The organism is Arthrobacter sp. TJ-240, from assembly GCF_058269195.1.
In genome coordinates this window covers 687,495-703,448 of sequence record NZ_JBZCNG010000002.1, presented here as the reverse complement: position 1 = coordinate 703,448, position 15,954 = coordinate 687,495, and the positions used below count along the sequence as shown (strand labels likewise).

Annotated in this window: 16 protein-coding genes and 1 tRNA gene; 12 read left to right on the top strand and 5 right to left on the bottom strand. The window is 72.9% G+C overall.

Features of this window, described 5'->3' with window-relative positions:
• Nucleotides 1-27: 27 nt before the first annotated feature.
• Nucleotides 28-1,032, bottom strand: a complete 1,005-nt coding sequence (locus AC4D2C_RS08035) for a glycosyltransferase family 9 protein (protein ID WP_490913940.1) — start codon at nt 1,030-1,032, stop codon at nt 28-30.
• A gap of 117 nt (nt 1,033-1,149) precedes the next feature.
• Here AC4D2C_RS08035 and AC4D2C_RS08030 point away from each other — a divergent pair, with 117 nt between their 5' ends.
• From AC4D2C_RS08030 to AC4D2C_RS08000, 7 genes are all read left to right on the top strand, one after another.
• Nucleotides 1,150-1,698 carry a D-glycero-alpha-D-manno-heptose-1,7-bisphosphate 7-phosphatase gene (locus AC4D2C_RS08030; RefSeq protein WP_490908854.1) on the top strand — a complete coding sequence of 183 codons (549 nt, stop codon included), beginning with the start codon at nt 1,150-1,152 and terminating at the stop codon, nt 1,696-1,698.
• Nucleotides 1,695-2,798, top strand: a complete 1,104-nt coding sequence (locus AC4D2C_RS08025; protein ID WP_490908855.1) for a glycosyltransferase family 9 protein — start codon at nt 1,695-1,697, stop codon at nt 2,796-2,798. The genes AC4D2C_RS08030 and AC4D2C_RS08025 overlap by 4 nt, the downstream gene beginning before the upstream one ends.
• Nucleotides 2,795-3,796: a glycosyltransferase gene (locus tag AC4D2C_RS08020; RefSeq protein ID WP_490913938.1), complete on the top strand. Its 1,002-nt coding sequence runs from the start codon at nt 2,795-2,797 to the stop codon at nt 3,794-3,796. The genes AC4D2C_RS08025 and AC4D2C_RS08020 overlap by 4 nt, the downstream gene beginning before the upstream one ends.
• Nucleotides 3,793-5,085 carry a glycosyltransferase gene (locus tag AC4D2C_RS08015; RefSeq protein WP_490913936.1) on the top strand — a complete coding sequence of 431 codons (1,293 nt, stop codon included), beginning with the start codon at nt 3,793-3,795 and terminating at the stop codon, nt 5,083-5,085. Before AC4D2C_RS08020 ends, AC4D2C_RS08015 begins: the two co-directional genes overlap by 4 nt.
• 140 nt (nt 5,086-5,225) lie before the next feature.
• A complete protein-coding gene (locus AC4D2C_RS08010) occupies nt 5,226-5,801 on the top strand; it encodes a D-sedoheptulose-7-phosphate isomerase (RefSeq protein ID WP_490914054.1) in 576 nt (191 codons plus the stop codon).
• Nucleotides 5,798-7,162: a PfkB family carbohydrate kinase gene (locus tag AC4D2C_RS08005; RefSeq protein ID WP_490913934.1), complete on the top strand. Its 1,365-nt coding sequence runs from the start codon at nt 5,798-5,800 to the stop codon at nt 7,160-7,162. The genes AC4D2C_RS08010 and AC4D2C_RS08005 overlap by 4 nt, the downstream gene beginning before the upstream one ends.
• A gap of 64 nt (nt 7,163-7,226) precedes the next feature.
• Nucleotides 7,227-7,952 (top strand): SDR family oxidoreductase, encoded by a 726-nt coding sequence (locus tag AC4D2C_RS08000; RefSeq protein ID WP_490908860.1) that lies wholly within the window; start codon nt 7,227-7,229, stop codon nt 7,950-7,952.
• On the opposite strand, the gene AC4D2C_RS07995 is transcribed toward AC4D2C_RS08000, so the two are convergent.
• Complete coding sequence (locus tag AC4D2C_RS07995) at nt 7,918-9,075, bottom strand: glycosyltransferase family 9 protein (RefSeq protein WP_490913932.1); 1,158 nt, start codon at nt 9,073-9,075, stop codon at nt 7,918-7,920. The genes AC4D2C_RS08000 and AC4D2C_RS07995 overlap by 35 nt on opposite strands.
• Before the next feature lie 279 nt (nt 9,076-9,354).
• On the opposite strand from AC4D2C_RS07995, the gene AC4D2C_RS07990 reads away from it, so the two are divergent.
• From AC4D2C_RS07990 to AC4D2C_RS07970, 5 genes are all read left to right on the top strand, one after another.
• Entirely contained in the window at nt 9,355-10,767 is a 1,413-nt protein-coding gene (locus tag AC4D2C_RS07990) for an aldehyde dehydrogenase family protein (RefSeq protein WP_490913930.1), read from the top strand.
• Nucleotides 10,767-12,335 carry a PfkB family carbohydrate kinase gene (locus AC4D2C_RS07985; protein ID WP_490913928.1) on the top strand — a complete coding sequence of 523 codons (1,569 nt, stop codon included), beginning with the start codon at nt 10,767-10,769 and terminating at the stop codon, nt 12,333-12,335. The genes AC4D2C_RS07990 and AC4D2C_RS07985 overlap by 1 nt, the downstream gene beginning before the upstream one ends.
• The gene (locus AC4D2C_RS07980) at nt 12,332-13,195 is read left to right on the top strand and encodes a glycosyltransferase (protein ID WP_490913926.1); all 864 of its coding nucleotides are present in this window, start codon (nt 12,332-12,334) and stop codon (nt 13,193-13,195) included. The genes AC4D2C_RS07985 and AC4D2C_RS07980 overlap by 4 nt, the downstream gene beginning before the upstream one ends.
• Nucleotides 13,196-13,252: 57 nt before the next feature.
• On the top strand, nt 13,253-13,441 hold the full coding sequence (locus AC4D2C_RS07975) for a DUF2795 domain-containing protein (protein WP_490913924.1): 189 nt from the start codon (nt 13,253-13,255) through the stop codon (nt 13,439-13,441).
• 103 nt (nt 13,442-13,544) lie between these two features.
• Nucleotides 13,545-14,555 carry a cation diffusion facilitator family transporter gene (locus AC4D2C_RS07970; protein ID WP_490913922.1) on the top strand — a complete coding sequence of 337 codons (1,011 nt, stop codon included), beginning with the start codon at nt 13,545-13,547 and terminating at the stop codon, nt 14,553-14,555.
• A 2-nt stretch (nt 14,556-14,557) separates the two neighbouring features.
• On the opposite strand, the gene AC4D2C_RS07965 is transcribed toward AC4D2C_RS07970, so the two are convergent.
• The 3 genes from AC4D2C_RS07965 to AC4D2C_RS07955 all read right to left on the bottom strand — a co-directional run bounded on the left by AC4D2C_RS07965 (nt 14,558) and on the right by AC4D2C_RS07955 (nt 15,938).
• The gene (locus AC4D2C_RS07965) at nt 14,558-15,013 is read right to left on the bottom strand and encodes a VOC family protein (protein WP_490914052.1); all 456 of its coding nucleotides are present in this window, start codon (nt 15,011-15,013) and stop codon (nt 14,558-14,560) included.
• Nucleotides 15,014-15,097: 84 nt separating this feature from the next.
• Complete coding sequence (locus AC4D2C_RS07960; protein WP_490913920.1) at nt 15,098-15,790, bottom strand: hypothetical protein; 693 nt, start codon at nt 15,788-15,790, stop codon at nt 15,098-15,100.
• A 75-nt stretch (nt 15,791-15,865) separates the two neighbouring features.
• Nucleotides 15,866-15,938: transfer RNA gene (locus tag AC4D2C_RS07955), tRNA-Lys, on the bottom strand.
• Between the last annotated feature and the right edge of the window lie 16 nt (nt 15,939-15,954).

Below are 15,954 nucleotides of genomic sequence, written 5' to 3'. Positions count from 1 at the left end.
CAGGAGGTCCCGGCCAGGAGGTCCCGGCTAGGAGATCCCGTGGTCGGCGGCCGCCGCGAGCACCTGCTCCACCGTCACGGCCATCAGGGCAGGGTCCGGGGTGGGTGAGAACGTCTCGCCGACCCGGAGCGACTCGTCCGTGAGCACGGTGTGCGGACCGGGTGGCGGACCCCACTCGGACGCGGGGGCCGGCCCGAACAGCACCACGGACGGCCGCGCGTAGGCCGAGGCGAGGTGGGCTGCGCCCGTATCGGCGGAGATGACGAGGGACGCACCGGAGATCAGGCCCGCGAACCGATCCAGCGGCAGGTGTCCCGCCGCCACGGCATCCTCGGGCAGGCCCGCCGCGTCGGCGACGGCGAGCGCCCGCGGACGCTCCTTCGCGCTGCCCGTGAACAGCACCTGGTGCCCGGCCGCGGCCAGCGTGCGCGCCACCTCGGCGAAACGCTCCACGGGCCAGAGACGGCTTCCATAGGCAGCCCCGACGTGGATGACCACGGCGTCGGGTGCCGGGCTCCCGCCGTCGGGTACGCGGAGGCGACAGTCGAGGGGGTCCGCGGGGATGCCGTGCCAGGAGACGAGCGACGCCCAGCGTTCGCGTTCGAGGATGCCGTCCCGCCACTCGGGCCCGTCCCAGCCGGGGGAGCGGTGGCCCATCCGCCGTTTCGCGCCGATCTCCTCGAGGCGTCCCCGGCTCTCACCCCCGCTGCCGTGCAGGTTCACGGCCAGGTCGATCCGCCCGTGCTCGATGGGCAGGGGATCGTCGAGCCCGTGCGTGGGCAGCAGGTCGTCGATGGCGTCGGTGAGGCCGACGACGGGCCGGAGCCATTCCTGCGCGGCGTAGAGGATGCGGTGCTCCGGGAACGCGCGGCGCAGTCCCTTGAGGGCGGGCACCGCGACGAGGAGGTCGCCGAGCTTCAGGGCGCGGAGGGCCAGGATCTCGGGACGCCCGTCCGGTGCCGGCGTCGAGGCGGGGATCGCGATGGATGCGGCGGGCCGGGTGCCCGTGGCGGTGGTGCCCTCGGAAGTCATGCAAATCATCCTGCCAGAGGTTCAGGCGTCACCCCGGGGCCGGCATCGCGGGGGGCCGAGGAGAAGAAGTTCGGCATGAAGTGTTTAGTACTGCTTCTTCTCGGGCACTAAGCCTGTATGCATACTTCGGCCGGACTCCCGCGGACAGCCCCCCAGGCGGTCCTGTTCGACCGCGACGGGACCATCGTCGTGGACGTCCCGTACAACGGCGACCCCTCCCTCGTGCAACCGATGCCGGGTGCCCGCGAGGTGCTCGACGGTCTCCGCTCCCGCGGCATCCCGCTGGGCGTGGTCACCAACCAGTCGGGCATCGCCCGCGGCTACGTCACGCGGGAGCAGGTCGACGCTGTCAACGCCCGCGTCGAGGACCTGCTCGGTCCCTTCGCGGTGTGGGAGGTCTGCCCGCACGGTGCCGACGACGGCTGCGCGTGCCGCAAGCCCGGCCCGGGCATGGTCCTCTCCGCCAGTGCACGGCTGGGCCTCGACCCCACCGACGTCGCCGTGATCGGCGACATCGGGGCGGACATGGGCGCCGCCGCGGCCGCCGGTGCCCGCGGCGTGCTGGTGCCGACCGACATCACGCTCGAGGAGGAGATCCGGGACGCCCCCGCCGTCGCCCGGGACCTCGCGGAGGCCGTCGAGACCCTCTGGGCGGGCACCCCGTGAGGCGGCGCGTCCTCGTCGCCCGCCTCGACAGCGCCGGCGATGTCCTGCTCGCCGGGCCGGCCGTCCGCGCCGTCGCCGCCGGGGACCACGGCGACTCCCCGAACGACGTCGTCATGCTGTGCGGCCCGCAGGGCGCCGCCGCGGCCCGCCTCCTGCCGGGCGTCGTCGAGGTGCTCACGTGGTCCGCGCCCTGGATCATCGACCCCGCGCCGGAGCCCACCCCGGAACTCGTGCGTGAGCTGCACGACGCCGTGGTGGCCCTCGGCGTCGACGAGGCGGTGCTGCTGACCTCGTTCCACCAGTCGCCCCTGCCCCTCGCGCTGCTGCTCCGGCTCGCGGGCGTCCGCCGGATCGCGGGTGCCTCCGTGGACTACGCCGGCTCGCTCCTCGACGTCCGGCTCAAGCCCGGCGAGGACTTCCCCGAGGACCAGCCCGAGGCCGAGCGCGCGCTCGGCATCGCGGAGGCCGCGGGCTACGCCCTGCCGGCCGACGACGACGGACGGCTCCAGGTCACCGGTCTCACCGACGCGTCCGGCCTCGTGGGCAAGGGGCCGTACGTCGTCGTCCATCCCGGTGCGTCAGTGCCCGCACGCGCCTGGCCGCCGCTCCACCACGCCGCCGCCGTCGAACTCCTCACGGCCGCCGGGTTCCGCGTCGTCGTCACGGGCGGGCCGGGAGAGACCGACCTGACCTCCACCGTCGCCGGACCGGAGGCCCTCGACCTCGGCGGCCGGACCGACCTCGCGGCCCTGGGTTCGGTCCTCGCGGGAGCCTCGGTGGTGATCACGGGGAACACCGGCCCGGCGCACCTCGCCGCGGCGGTGGGGACCCCGGTGGTCTGCCTGTTCTCGCCGGTCGTGCCGGCGATCCGGTGGGCGCCGTACCGCGTCCCCGTCGAACTGCTCGGCGACCAGGACGCCGCCTGTGCGCTCAGCAGGGCCCGGATCTGCCCCGTCCAGGGGCACCCCTGCCTGTCCACCGTCTCGCCCGAGGACGTCGTCGACGCCGTGCTCCGGCTCAGCTCCGGAGTGTCGTCACTCGGCTCACGCCGCAGCATCGGCCGCACCGACGGCCGCAGAACAACGAGGGGAAACCGATGAGGATCCTGTTATGGCACGTCCACGGAGGGTGGACCGACGCCTTCGTCAGGGGTGAGCACACGTATGTGCTGCCCACCACGCCCGACGGCGGGGCCTGGGGACTGGGCCGGGCGGGCCGCGACTGGCCCGCGTCCGTCATCGAGGTGGCACCCCACGACCTCGCCGACGCCGGCATCGACGTGGTCGTGCTGCAGCGCATCGAGGAGATCGCGGAGTGCGAGCGCCTCCTCGGCCGCACGCCGGGACGGGACCTGCCGGCCGTCTTCCTCGAGCACAACACCCCGCGCCGCGACATCGTCGGCACGGTGCACCCCCTGGCCGAGCGGACGGACATCCCGGTGGTGCACGTGACGCACTTCAACGAGCTCTTCTGGGACAACGGCGTCGCGAGGACCACGGTGATCGAGCACGGCATCGTCGACCCCGGCTACCTCTACACGGGGGAACTCGAGCAGCTCGCCGCCGTCATCAACGAACCGGTCCGGCGCGGCCGGGTCACCGGCACGGACCTGCTCCCGCGCTTCGCGGGAGTGGCCCCGCTCGAGGTCTTCGGCATGGGCACGGACCGGCTCGCCGACGCCCTGGACCTCGGCCCGGGGGAGCTGCGGATCGGCGGCGACCTCCCCACGGCACGCCTGCACGCCCGGCTCGGGCGCTCGCGCGCCTACGTGCACCCACTCCGGTGGACCTCCCTCGGACTCTCCCTCCTCGAGGCGATGCACGTGGGACTCCCCGTGCTGGCGCTCGCGACGACCGAGGCCGCCCGCGCCGTGCCACCCGAGGCCGGGGCGATCTCGACGAGCATCGACGACCTCGTCCGGATGGCCGCGCGTCTCATCGAGGACCCGGACGAGGCCCGGGCCAGGGGACTCGTCGCACGGGAAGCGGCACTCGCACGGTACGGACTCGCCCGGTTCCTCGCGGACTGGGACGACGTCCTGGCGCGGGTGCCCCAGCAGCACCGGGTCCTGGCCGCAACAGAAAGGAAAGCGCTGTGAGGATCTCGATGGTGTCCGAGCACGCCAGCCCGCTCGCAGCACTGGGCGGCGTCGATGCAGGAGGGCAGAACGTCCACGTGGCCGAGCTGTCCCTCGCACTGGCGCGGCGCGGCCACGACGTCACGGTGTACACGCGCCGGGACGACGCCGCCCTGCCCGACCGGGTGCGGACGCACCCCCGGCTGGAGGTCGTCCACATCACGGCCGGCCCGGTCCGGAGCGTCCCCAAGGACATGCTGCTGCCCTACATGAGCGAACTCGCCGAGGGCATCGTCGAGGACTGGGGCGAGGACGCACCGGACATCGTCCACGGGCATTTCTGGATGTCCGGCATCGCTGCGCTCGACGCCGCCCGCCAGTCCCGCAGCGCCGGCCGCCCCGTGCAGGTGGTCCAGACGTTCCATGCGCTCGGAACGGTCAAGCGCCGCCACCAGGGCGGTGACGACACCAGTCCGTCCGAGCGGCTCATGCTCGAGGCGATGGTGGGCCGCAGCGCCGACCGGATCGTCGCTACCTGCTCCGACGAGGTCTTCGAGCTCAAGGCCATGGGGGTGCCCGGCAGCCGCGTCTCGATCGCCCCCTGCGGCGTGGACCTCGAGCTGTTCAGCCCGCAGGGCCCGGTCGAGGAGCGCGGGCGCGCCCACCGGATCGTCAGCGTGGGACGGCTCGTGCCGCGCAAGGGCATGGACCTCGTCATCCGCGCGATGGCCGACCTCTCCACCCGGGGACGCGACGACGTCGAGCTCGTCATCGTGGGCGGCTCCGGCAACTCGGCGAGCCTCGAGGAGGATCCCGAGGCGCAGCGGCTCACCGCGCTCGCGGCCGAACTGGGCGTCGGCGACCGCGTGGTGCTGCGGGGGCAGGTCTCGCGGGCGGAGATGCCGGCGGTCCTGCGGAGCGCCGACGCCGTGGTCTGCGCGCCATGGTACGAACCGTTCGGGATCGTGCCGCTCGAGGCGATGGCATGCGGCGTCCCCGTGATCGCCGCCGCCGTGGGTGGCCTCGTCGACACCGTGGTGGACGGCAAGACCGGCCTCCACGTCCCGCCGCAGGACCCGGCGGCCATCGCGGCGGCCGTCGACGACGTGGTGTCGGACCCCGAGTGGGCCCGTGAACTCGGCGCCAACGGCTACCGCCGCGTGAAGGCCCGCTACTCCTGGAGCCGGATCGCCGCCGACACGGAGAAGGCATACCAGACGGCCCTGGGCGCGGCAGCGCCCGCACAGCCGGCCACAGCGCGGCGGAATGCCGCGCGTCGACTCGAAAGCACGGGAGGCAGGGCACTGTGACCACCACTCATATCACCGACGTCAGCACCGTCAGCAACGACAGCACCGTCAGCACCGCGGATCCCGCGGTGCCCGTCCGCAGTCCGCACACCGCAGGCGCGCAGGGGGGTCCGGCGCACCCCGATGCGGAGTCCCGCCGCATCGTGACCGACCACCTGCGGTCCGTCGCCCCCGCCATCGAGTCCCTCCTGCAGAACGTCGGCACCCTCGCCGGCTGGGGTGTCGAGATGGCGGACCGGCTGATGGCGGGCCGACGCCTGCTCGCCGCCGGTAACGGTGGATCCGCAGCCGAGGCCCAGCACCTCACCGCCGAACTCGTGGGCCGGTTCGACGGCGAACGCGAGCCGTTCTCCGCGATCGCCCTCCACGCGGAGAGCTCCGCCGTCACGGCGATCGCCAACGACTACGGGTTCGACCACATGTTCGCCCGCCAGGTGACCGCGCACGGGCGCCGGGGCGACATCCTCCTGCTGCTGAGCACGAGCGGCAAGAGCCCCAACCTGCTCCATGCGGTGGACGCGGCCCGGGCGGCCGGTGTCACCACGTGGGCGCTCACGGCTGCAGGCCCGAACCCGCTGACCGAGCGGGTGGACGACTTCGTGGCCATCGACGCGAAATCCGCCAACGCACAGGAGGGCCACCTGATCGCGCTCCACGCCATCTGCCGGGCCTTCGACGCCGAGGTGCGCCGCCGCCGCCAGGAGGAGCAGCGATGAGGATCGTGGTGGTCGGGGACGTCCTGCTCGACACGGACCTCTCGGGCGATGCAGGGCGCCTGTCACCGGACGCGCCCGTGCCGGTCGTGGACGTCGACGCCGTACGGCGCCGCGCCGGCGGTGCGGGGCTCGTGGCGCGCATGCTCGAGGCCGACGGCCACGAGGCGGTCCTCGTCACGGTGCTCGGGGAGGACGACGCCGCGGGACTGCTGCGCGCCGAACTCGAGGGCATCACCGTGGTGGCGGGCCCCTCCGGCGCCCCGACCCCCGTCAAGACCCGCGTGCGGGCGTCCGGACAGCCCGTCGTGCGGTTCGACGAGGGCTGCGCGACGCCCCCTGCCCCGGACTGCACGGAGGACATGCTGGCGGCGCTCGACGGCGCCGACGCCGTCGTCGTCGCGGACTACGGGCGCGGGCTCCTCGCCAACGAGGCACTGCGTACGCGGCTCGAAGCACTTGCCGGGACCACCCCCGTGGTCTGGGACCCGCACCCGGCGGGTGCCCAGCCCGTCCCAGGTGTCGCCGCGGTGACCCCCAACATCGGCGAGGCGCTCCGGTTCGCGGACCTGCAGGGGTCGGGCACGCGCGCCGCCGCGGCCGCCGCCGACGTCCTCCTCGCCTCATGGCGCAGCCGTGCCGTACTCGTCACCATGGGGGAGCACGGGGCGCTCGTCGCCGCGGCGGGCCTCCTGCCGCAGGTGGTCCCCGCTCCGAAGATCAACGCCACGGACCCCTGCGGCGCGGGTGACCGGTTCGCCTCGGCGCTCGCCGTCGGCCTCGCCGCAGGCGAACCCATCGACGCCGCGGCCCAGCAGGCCACGGAGGCCGCCGCGCGGTTCCTCGGCTCCGGGGGCGTGAGCGCGATGGGCCGTCGGCTGGAAGCGCCGCAGCAGTTGCCCGTCGACGGGATCGACGCCCTGGACGTCGCGCGCCGCACGCGGGAAGCCGGCGGGACGGTCGTCGCGACGGGCGGCTGCTTCGACCTCCTCCACGCGGGGCATGCCCGCACCCTCGCGGCCGCCCGGCAGCTCGGTGACTGCCTGATCGTCCTCCTCAACTCCGACGAGTCCGTCCGGGGCCTGAAGGGCGAGAGCCGGCCCATCATCAAGCAGGAGGACCGGGCCGAACTGCTCTCCGCCCTCGAATGCGTGGACGCCGTGCTCGTCTTCGGCGAATCGACGCCGGAGAACGCGATCTCCCGCCTCCAGCCCGACATCTGGGTCAAGGGCGGGGACTACGCGGCCGAGGACCTGCCCGAGGCCGCCCTCGTGAGCAGCTGGGGCGGCAGGACGGTCACCGTCCCCTACATCCCGGCCCGCTCCACCACGAAACTTGCAGCCGCGCTCGCCCGAGTCGGCTGACGCGCTGCAGAGACGCACTCGGCCCGATCCAGCCGGCCGGGAGCAACGCAACGAAAGGAACAACATGACCGAGAACACGACAGCAAGCCCGGCAGGCAGCGGCTTCAACCCGGGACGCGTCCTGGTGACCGGCGGGGGCTCCGGCCTCGGCGCGGCCATCGTGCAGGGCGTCCTCGCTGCGGGCGGCACCCCCGTGGTGCTCGACCGCGACATCAGCCGCGTGACCGGCGTCAAGGCGTTCGAGGTCGACGTAGCCGACCGCGAGGCCGTCGAGGCGGCCGTCCGGGAGGCCGCGGAGACGATGGACGGGCTCGACGCCGTCGTCACCGCCGCCGGCATCGACCGCTGCGGGGCGCTCGACACCGTGCCCGCGGACCAGTGGGAGAAGGTGATCGGCGTGAACCTGATGGGCACCGCGTCGACCGCGCGCGCAGCCCTGCCGTACCTGAAGCAGACGCACGGGCGGGTGGTCACGATCGCCTCCACGCTCGGCATCAAGGCCGTGGGCGACGCGACGGCCTACTGCGCCTCGAAGTTCGGTGTCATGGGCTTCTCGCAGGCACTGGCCGCCGAGACCGCGGGACAGATCGGCGTCACCACGATCATCCCCGGCGGCATGAAGACCCGGTTCTTCGACGATCGCGACGAGCAGTACAAGCCGCAGGACGACTCACGCCTCAACGACCCCGAGCGCGTGGCCGAGGCGATCCTCTTCGCGCTCTCGCAGCCCAAGAGCTGCGAGATCCGCGAGATGGTCATCGCCCACGCAGAAGAAGGCTCGTGGCCCTGAGTTCGGCCACGTCCGCGTAGACGGCGTCGGGCTGGACGGTCGCAACGAACGAGTCGTCGTGCTCGCAGCGTTCGGCCGTCCAGCCCACCTGTGTGACGTCCACCCCGCACACGGGGCACTGCGTGACCCAGGAGAAATGCACCCGGTGGAGGCTGCGCCCCATCGCCCCGGCGTTGATCACGTTGCCGATCCAGTAGACGCCGACAGTCGGGGTGCCGACGGCCTGTGCCAGGTGCCGGGGCCCGCTGTCGTTGCCGACCATCACCGCGCTGCGTGCCAGCACCCCCGCCAGCTCGCCGAGGCTCAGCCGGCCGGCGAGCGAGCGGACGTCCGCCGTCGGATCCTGCTCGAGCGCCAGGCGCACGATTTCCTCGGCGGCCGGGACATCCGTGGAGTCCCCGACCACCACCACCTCGCCGCCGTCCGCCGCGGCGTGCACCGCGACCTCCGCGAACGACGACGACGGCCACCTCCTGCGCGGATCCGTGGCCCCGGGATGCAGGGCGACGACGGCGCCCCCGCCCGTGAGGTCCGCGGCCCGGGCGATCTCCGCCGGAGTGACCTCCACCCGCGGTTCGAGGTCCACCGGCACCGCACCGGCCAGCCCGACCACCTCCAGGGCGCGGAACACCTCGTGCTGGTAGTAGACGTAGGGGATGGTCCGCTCCAGCGCCACGGCGTCGGGCGTGCGCGTGCCGATGGTGTGCCGGGCCCCGAGCCGCAGGAGGAACGGATTGGAGTTGCGGCCGCCGCCGTGGAGCTGCACGGCGAGATCGAAGGTCCCGCGGATCGCGGCGAAGAACGCCTCGACGGCCTGCGGATCCTCGTCGCCGGGGCGGACACCGGGGGAGACGGGCAGCTCCAGGACCGTCGACACCGGGCCGGGCCTGCCCTCGAGCAGCGCTGCGTGGCCGGGCATGCCGAGGAGGGTGATCGCGGCCTCCGGGTAGCGCCTCTTCAACGCCGCGATGGCGGGCAGGGCGAACATGAGATCGCCGAGGCCGCCGCCGCGCAGGACGGCGATCCTCCGGACGCCCTCGAACGGCGCGAGCACCGGACCCACCGCCCTCGCCGCATCCTGCCGCCCGCCGAAATCCGCCGTCGTGTTCCCTTGCCCTGTCACGTTCTCCCCGTCCCGTCGCTGATCGCGGTCCCTGCGCGGCGGGCCGTCCCGCGGCACGTCACCGGCAGGCGTGATCCGCGCTGTCAATGCCGCCGCCGGGAACAGGAGACCCGCTGCTCATCCTCGTGCCACCATATGCTAAGCGTGCTGATGACCGCACGGAGGCGGTGCAGAAATCGGCGGGGGCCCTGTGTGAAAGCACCGGAGGCGGGTACGGGACCAGTAGGCGTGCCGCCGGAGAACGCCGCGGCGGTACACGACACGACACCAAGGAGCGCAATGTCCATCAACTCCGAGGCACACCCCCTGCTCGACGTGCAGGACGAAGGCTCCCTCACCATCCTCGACCCGCGCGACGGGACCGAGGTGGGCACGCTGCCCTCCGCGAACCGGGACCAGGTGGCGCTCGCCGTCTCCCTGGCGCGGACCGTGCAGCCCGAGTGGGCGGCCACGAGCCCCGCCGACCGCGGGGCGGCCCTCAGGACCGCTGCCGCGGCACTGCGCGCCGGCGCCCGCGATCTCGCCGAACTCAACACGCGGGAGACCGGCAAGCCGTTCGGCGATGCCCTCGGCGGCGTCGAGGCAGGGGTCGCCACGCTCGAGCAGTACGCGGAGCTCGGCCCCGTGCATCGCGGGCTCAGCCTGCGCGGAGCCGTCACCGCCACCGACTACACCGTCGCCGAGCCGCGCGGGGTCGCCGCACTCCTGACGCCGTGGAACGACCCCGTGGCCGTGGCTGCCGGGCTCATCGGCGCCGCTCTCGTCACGGGCAATACCGTTCTCCACAAGCCCAGCGAGCGGTGTCCCCACGTGGGGGAGCTGCTCGGGCGCCTGCTGCAGCCGGCCTTCCCCGACGGTGTCCTCACCACCCTGACCGGCGGTGCCGGCGTGGGCCAGATGATCACCATGGAGACGGGCGTGGACGTCTTCGCGCACGTCGGCTCGAGCGCCACCGGGGAGCGCATCGCCCGGGCGGCCTCGCTCACCGGGGCGCACGTCATCCGGGAGAACGGCGGTAACGACCCCCTGATCGTCGACGCCGACGTCGACCCGGTGTGGGCCGCGGGCCAGGCTGCGCTCGGTGCCTTCGCCAACAGCGGGCAGATCTGCACGTCCGTGGAACGCATCTACGTGCACCGGGCCATCGCCGAGCCCTTTCTCGCCGCCCTCACCGAGGAGGCACGGCACCGCAACACGAGCGGCGACTTCGCCCCGCTCGTGGACCGCCGCATGCGGGATCTCGTGGACGGGCAGGTGTCGGAGGCACTCGGCCTCGGCGCGCAGTGCCTCGAGGGCGGGCACGTGCCGGACGGCCCGGGCGCCCATTACCCGGCCACCGTGCTCACCGGCTGCACCGACGCCATGACCGTCATGACCGAGGAGACCTTCGGCCCGGTGGCACCCGTGACCGTCGTCGACAGCTTCGAGGCGGGCCTGCGCCTCGCCGCAGCCGGCCCGTACGGTCTCGCGGCCTCCGTGCTGACCGGTGGCATCGCCCATGCGCAGCAGGCCATCGCCGGGCTCTCGGTCGGCACGGTCAAGGTCAACGCCGTCTTCGGCGGAGCGCCCGGCGGATCGGCACAGCCCCGCGGCATCAGCGGAGCGGGCTTCGGCTACGGTCCCGAGCTGCTCGACGAGTTCGCCCTCGTGAAGGTGGTCCACATCAGCTCCCCTCCGCAGCAGGGCCTGTGATGGACGACGCGCTGCACGACCACCCCGACCGGACGGGAGGCACCGCGCCCCGGGCCGACCACGCCGCGGACGACCTCGCGGAGGTCCGCGGCCTCGCCGCCTGGGTCCCCGCGGCCATCGCCGACCGCGCGCCGGCCGTCACGGTGATCGGCGACGCGATGCTGGACGGCTGGTGGAGCGGCACCATCGAGCGCTTCTGCCGGGAGGCGCCCGCGCCGGTCGTGGACATCACGCGGCGCGACTACGCCGCCGGTGGCGCGGCGAACACGGCGATGAACCTCGCGGCGCTCGGCGCGCACGTGCGCATGTGCGGCCTGATCGGCGCCGACGACGCCGGGCGACGGCTGCGCGGCATCCTCGAGGATGCGGGTGTCGACACCACCCACCTCCTGCAGGACCCCCGGGTCGGCACCACCACGAAGTACCGGATCCTCGGCGGCGACCAGGTCATGCTCCGTCTCGACGACACGCACGACGGGCTCCCCGCCTCGGCCCTCGCCGCGCTGGCCGCCACGGTCCAGGGGTCCGTCGCCGGTGCCGACGCCGTCGTCGTCTGCGACTACGGCTCCGGGGCGCTCGGCGACGAGGTCCGTGCGGCACTCGGGCGGGCCCTCGGCGCGGAACCGGGACCGCTCGTCGTCGTCGACGCCCACGACACCGCTGCGTGGTCGGAGCTCGGCCCGGACATCGTCACGCCGAACGCGCAGGAGGCAGCGCAGGTCCTCACCGTCCGCCTCGACCCGCGCTCCGACAGGGCCGCGACCGTCACCGCCCGCAGGGACGAACTGCTCGCGGCGACGAACGCCGCCGCCGTCGTGGTGACCCTGGACCGGGACGGCACCGTGCTGCTCGGGCAGGACGGCGAGGAACACCGCACCTGGGCGCGGCCGGCGACCGAGCGGCAGGCCTCCGGGGCGGGGGACACCTTCGTCGCGACCCTGACCGCCGCGCGCGCCGCGGGCCTGCCGCTCACCACGAGCCTCGACCTCGCGCAGGCCGCCGCGGACGTCGTGGTGCACCGGCCGGGCACCTCCGTGTGCACGACGGCGGACCTCACGGGTCACCTGCAGCAGGTCGCCGACACCGCGCTGACCACGCAGGAGCTCCTGCGGAGGGTCGAGGAGGACCGCGCCGCCGGCAAGCGCATCGTCCTGACCAACGGGTGCTTCGACGTGCTGCACCGCGGGCATACCCGCTCCCTCAACCAGGCCAAGCAGCTCGGCGACGTGCTGGTGGTCGCGCTCAACGACGACGCCGGGGTGCGCAGGCTCAAGGGCCCCGACCGGCCCATCAACCCGATCGCGGACCGAGCGGGCATCATCGCGTCCCTGAGCTGCGTGGACTACGTGACCGTGTTCGCCACGGACACCCTCGTGCCGCTCATCGAGTTGCTGAGGCCCGACGTGTATGCGAAGGGCGGCGACTACACCGCGCAGATGCTCGAGGAAGCACCGGCCGTCGAGGCCTGCGGCGGGCGCGTCAGCATTCTCGACTACGTGCCGGAGCGCTCCACCGCGGCCGTCGTCCGCAGGATCCGGTCCGCATCCGGAGGGGAGGGCGCACCGTGACCCCGCGCTGGTCGGGCGAGTGGGCGCTGGACGCGATGGCGGACGAGCCGGCCGTCGACGTGCTCATCCCGTCCTTCGGGCGTCCTGCGGAACTCGCCGTGACGCTCGCGGGCCTCGCGGCGCAGGAGGGTGTGGCCTTCCGCGTGATCGTGAGCGACCAGACGGAGGGGGAAACGGCGTCGTGGGTACAGCCCGCGGTCCGCGCCATGGTGCGGGTCCTCGAAGCCCAGGGCCGGCCGGTGCAGCTCGAACGCCACCTGCCACGCCGCGGCCTCGCCGAGCACCGGCACTACCTGCTGGGACTGGCGCGGGCGCCCTTCGTCCTGTTCCTCGACAACGACGTCTGGCTGGAGCCCGGCTCGCTGGACCGCCTGTGCCGGGCACTGCGGGAGGCGCGGTGCGGGTTCGTGGGCTCGGCCGTCCAGGGACTGTCCTACCTCGGCGACCGCAGACCACACGAGCGGACCGAACTGGCGCTGTGGCCCGGGAACGAGGTGGTCCCGGAACGGATCCGCCCGGACACCGAGGGCTTCGCGCGCTGGCCGCTGCACAACGCCGCCAACCTGGCGCACGCCGCCGCCGAGCTCACCATCCCGCCCGGCGGATGGAGGCTCTACCGCGTTGCCTGGGTGGGCGGCTGCGTCCTGTTCGACCGGGAGGCCCTCGTGGAGTGCGGGGGCTTCGACTTCTGGGACCGCCTGCCGCCCGGGCACGCCGGGGAGGACGTCGCGGCCCAGTGGCGTGTCATGGAGCGGTACGGCGGGGCGGGCATCATCCCGTCCGGCGCCGTGCACCTCGAGGCGCCCACCACGGTGACGGACCGTGACACAGACGCTGCCCGGGTGATCCTGGGCCAGTGACGGTGCTCCCGCCGCGGGAGCACTTCAGGAGAACGAACCGACACGAAGGAGCACCACATGGCAGATCCGAGTCCGATCGATATCCAGAAGGCACTGGGCGGCATGGAGTACCCGGCCTCCAGGGAGGACCTCGTGAAGCACGCGAAGGACAAGGGCGCCGACGACGCCGTCCTCGGGACGCTCGAGAACCTCCCCGACCGGGAGTTCGACTCGCCGACCGACGTGAACAAGGAAGCGTCGAAGTAGGTCGAAGCAGTACGAGGGCGACGGGAGGGTGCGGCCGACAGCGCACCCTCCCGTCGCCCGCCCTCCCGGAAGGTGGGCAATGAGGACGGCAAGAAGGACGGCAATGAAGAACACGGCACTGCAGGCGGGTGACGGCACCCGCCCCGGGGAGGATGAGCGGCAGGGGTCGTCGGGCGGCGACAAACCCGTGACCGTCATCATCGCGTTCATCGCGAACTTCCTCGTCGCCGGCGCCAAGACGGTCGCGGCGATGATCACCGGCTCCGCCTCGATGACGGCCGAGGCCGCCCACTCGTGGGCGGACACCGGCAACCAGATCTTCCTGCTCGTCGCCGAACGCAAGTCACGGCGGCACCGCGACCGCTCGCACCCCATGGGGTACGGGCGCGAGGCGTACGTCTGGTCCATGTTCGCCGCCTTCGGGCTCTTCACCGCGGGTGCGGTCGTCTCCATCACGCACGGGATACAGCAACTGCTCGAGCCCGAGCCGGCAGGCGACTACGGCATCGCCTACGCCGTCCTCGCCATCGCCCTCGTCCTCGAGGGCATCTCGTTCACGCAGGCCTTCCGGCAGGCGCGGAAGGCCGGGCAGGAGCGGGGCACCAGCACGCTGCAGAGCGTGTCGACGACCTCCAACCCCACCTTGCGCGCGGTCTTCGCGGAGGACGCGGCAGCACTCCTCGGCCTGCTCATCGCCTTCCTCGGCATCCTGCTGCACCAGCTCACGGGCTCGCCCGCACCGGACGCCATCGGGTCCATCCTCGTGGGCGTGCTCCTCGGGGTGATCGCCGTGATCCTGATCAACCGCAACCGTCAGTTCCTCGTGGGCCAGGCGGTGTCACCCGCCCTGCTCGCATCGGTCGCCCAGCGCCTGGGCGCGCACGCGAGCATCGACCGCGTGACCTACCTGCACCTGGAATACGTCGGACCGGAGCGCCTGTACCTCGTGGCTGCGGTCGACCTGGTGGGAGACCGGGTGGAGCGCGACGTCGCCGTGGCCCTCCGCGCCGTCGAGCGCGACATCGAGGACCACGAGCGCATCGAGGAGGCCGTGCTCACCCTCTCCACGCCCGACGAGCCGACGCTGGAGCTCGGCGCCCGCTCCCGGGACTGACCTCAGGCGATGCTCGACGCGCCCTCCTCGGCCTCCTGCCCGCGAGCCCCCGTCCCCGCGATGTTCACCATCCAGGTGACGCCGAAGCGGTCCACGCACATGCCGAAGCTGTCGCCCCAGGGCGACTCCGACAGGGGGAGGATCTCGCTGCCACTGCCGGCGAGGGCGTCCCAGTACCCGCGGAGCTCGGTGTCGTCGTCACCGCTGATCGAGATCGAGTGCCCGGCCGGCGGCGTGTACTCCATGCTGTTCGGTGTATCGGCCGCCATGATCACCTGACCCGACGGCGTGGTCAGCATCGAATGCATGATCTTGTCCTGCTCGGCCGGGTCCTCGCTCATCTGGAACTCCCCGAAGGTGCTGCTCTGCAGCTCCCCGCCGAACACGGAGCGGTAGAACTCCATCGCCTGCGCCGCGGTGTCCTTGAAACTGAGGTAGGTGTTGATCGTCGCTGCCATGATGTCCGCTTCCTGCCGGGTGACCTGCGCCACGCCTGTCGATGACAGGAGCGATTATCGTCCAGGGAGGGCGTGCTGGGAAGGTCAGGGCCGGCGCTGGTCGATGGCGCCCACGATCCTCTCCTCGAGGTCGGTGATCGTGGCATCCGGCAGGACGATCAGCCCGTCGAGTTCGCGGCGCGCCCGCCGGTACGCCGTCTGGCGTTCGGCGGCGGTCGCGGCGTCGTCGACCGCGACCGTGACGAGCTTCCGGGCCGTCTCCAGCCGCTGCCGCTCCTGCGGGGTGAAGCCGCTCACCCGCACGCGCCGGGCCTCCGTCTCGGCGACCTGGAACGCGACGTCGTAGGAGGTGACGGCCGACCGGTACTCCGCGAGGTCCGCCGCGGACACGCCGGCGGGATCCTCGGGCCGGAGGGAGTCGGCGACGCGCTTGGCACGCAGGAAGGCGACCGTCAGCGGCTCCCGCACGTCCGTCATGGTGGGGTAGTCGATCAGCTTCGCCGCGTCGAGCTCGTAGGACAGCCACTTGCGGTCCACCTCGTCATGCATGCGCGCGACGTGCTGGACGTCCCGCTCGCGCCCGTGGGACTGCGGCGGTTCCGGCTGGGCGTGAGCGCCGTGCAGGGCTCCTGGATGCTTCAGGCGGTAGAGCTCGACCTTGCGGCGGTGGCGTCGCTCGGTCGCCTCGGACCACGACCTGCCCCAGATCGCGAACACGCCGGAGAGCGGGAAGACGAGCCACCAGTAGCTGCCGGCGAAGGACAGGATTTCGTTCACGCGTCCATCGTAGGCCCGGACATGAACGAATCCCCGTCCTGCAGGCGGCGAGACCTGGAGAACGGGGATTCGAGGTGCACCCCCCGGGACTTGAACCCGGAACCCATTGATTAAGAGTCAATTGCTCTGCCAATTGAGCTAGAGGTGCCTGGCGTTTTCCTTCA

Bases quoted from the DNA above. Each gene is read 5' to 3' on its own strand.
- AC4D2C_RS08035 (WP_490913940.1), bottom strand. From the start codon at position 1,032: ATGACTTCCGAGGGCACCACCGCCACGGGCACCCGGCCCGCCGCATCC.
- AC4D2C_RS08030 (WP_490908854.1), top strand. From the start codon at position 1,150: ATGCATACTTCGGCCGGACTCCCGCGGACAGCCCCCCAGGCGGTCCTG.
- AC4D2C_RS08020 (WP_490913938.1), top strand. From the start codon at position 2,795: ATGAGGATCCTGTTATGGCACGTCCACGGAGGGTGGACCGACGCCTTC.
- AC4D2C_RS08005 (WP_490913934.1), top strand. From the start codon at position 5,798: ATGAGGATCGTGGTGGTCGGGGACGTCCTGCTCGACACGGACCTCTCG.
- AC4D2C_RS08000 (WP_490908860.1), top strand. From the start codon at position 7,227: ATGACCGAGAACACGACAGCAAGCCCGGCAGGCAGCGGCTTCAACCCG.
- AC4D2C_RS07990 (WP_490913930.1), top strand. From the start codon at position 9,355: ATGTCCATCAACTCCGAGGCACACCCCCTGCTCGACGTGCAGGACGAA.
- AC4D2C_RS07985 (WP_490913928.1), top strand. From the start codon at position 10,767: ATGGACGACGCGCTGCACGACCACCCCGACCGGACGGGAGGCACCGCG.
- AC4D2C_RS07975 (WP_490913924.1), top strand. From the start codon at position 13,253: ATGGCAGATCCGAGTCCGATCGATATCCAGAAGGCACTGGGCGGCATG.
- AC4D2C_RS07970 (WP_490913922.1), top strand. From the start codon at position 13,545: ATGAAGAACACGGCACTGCAGGCGGGTGACGGCACCCGCCCCGGGGAG.
- AC4D2C_RS07965 (WP_490914052.1), bottom strand. From the start codon at position 15,013: ATGGCAGCGACGATCAACACCTACCTCAGTTTCAAGGACACCGCGGCG.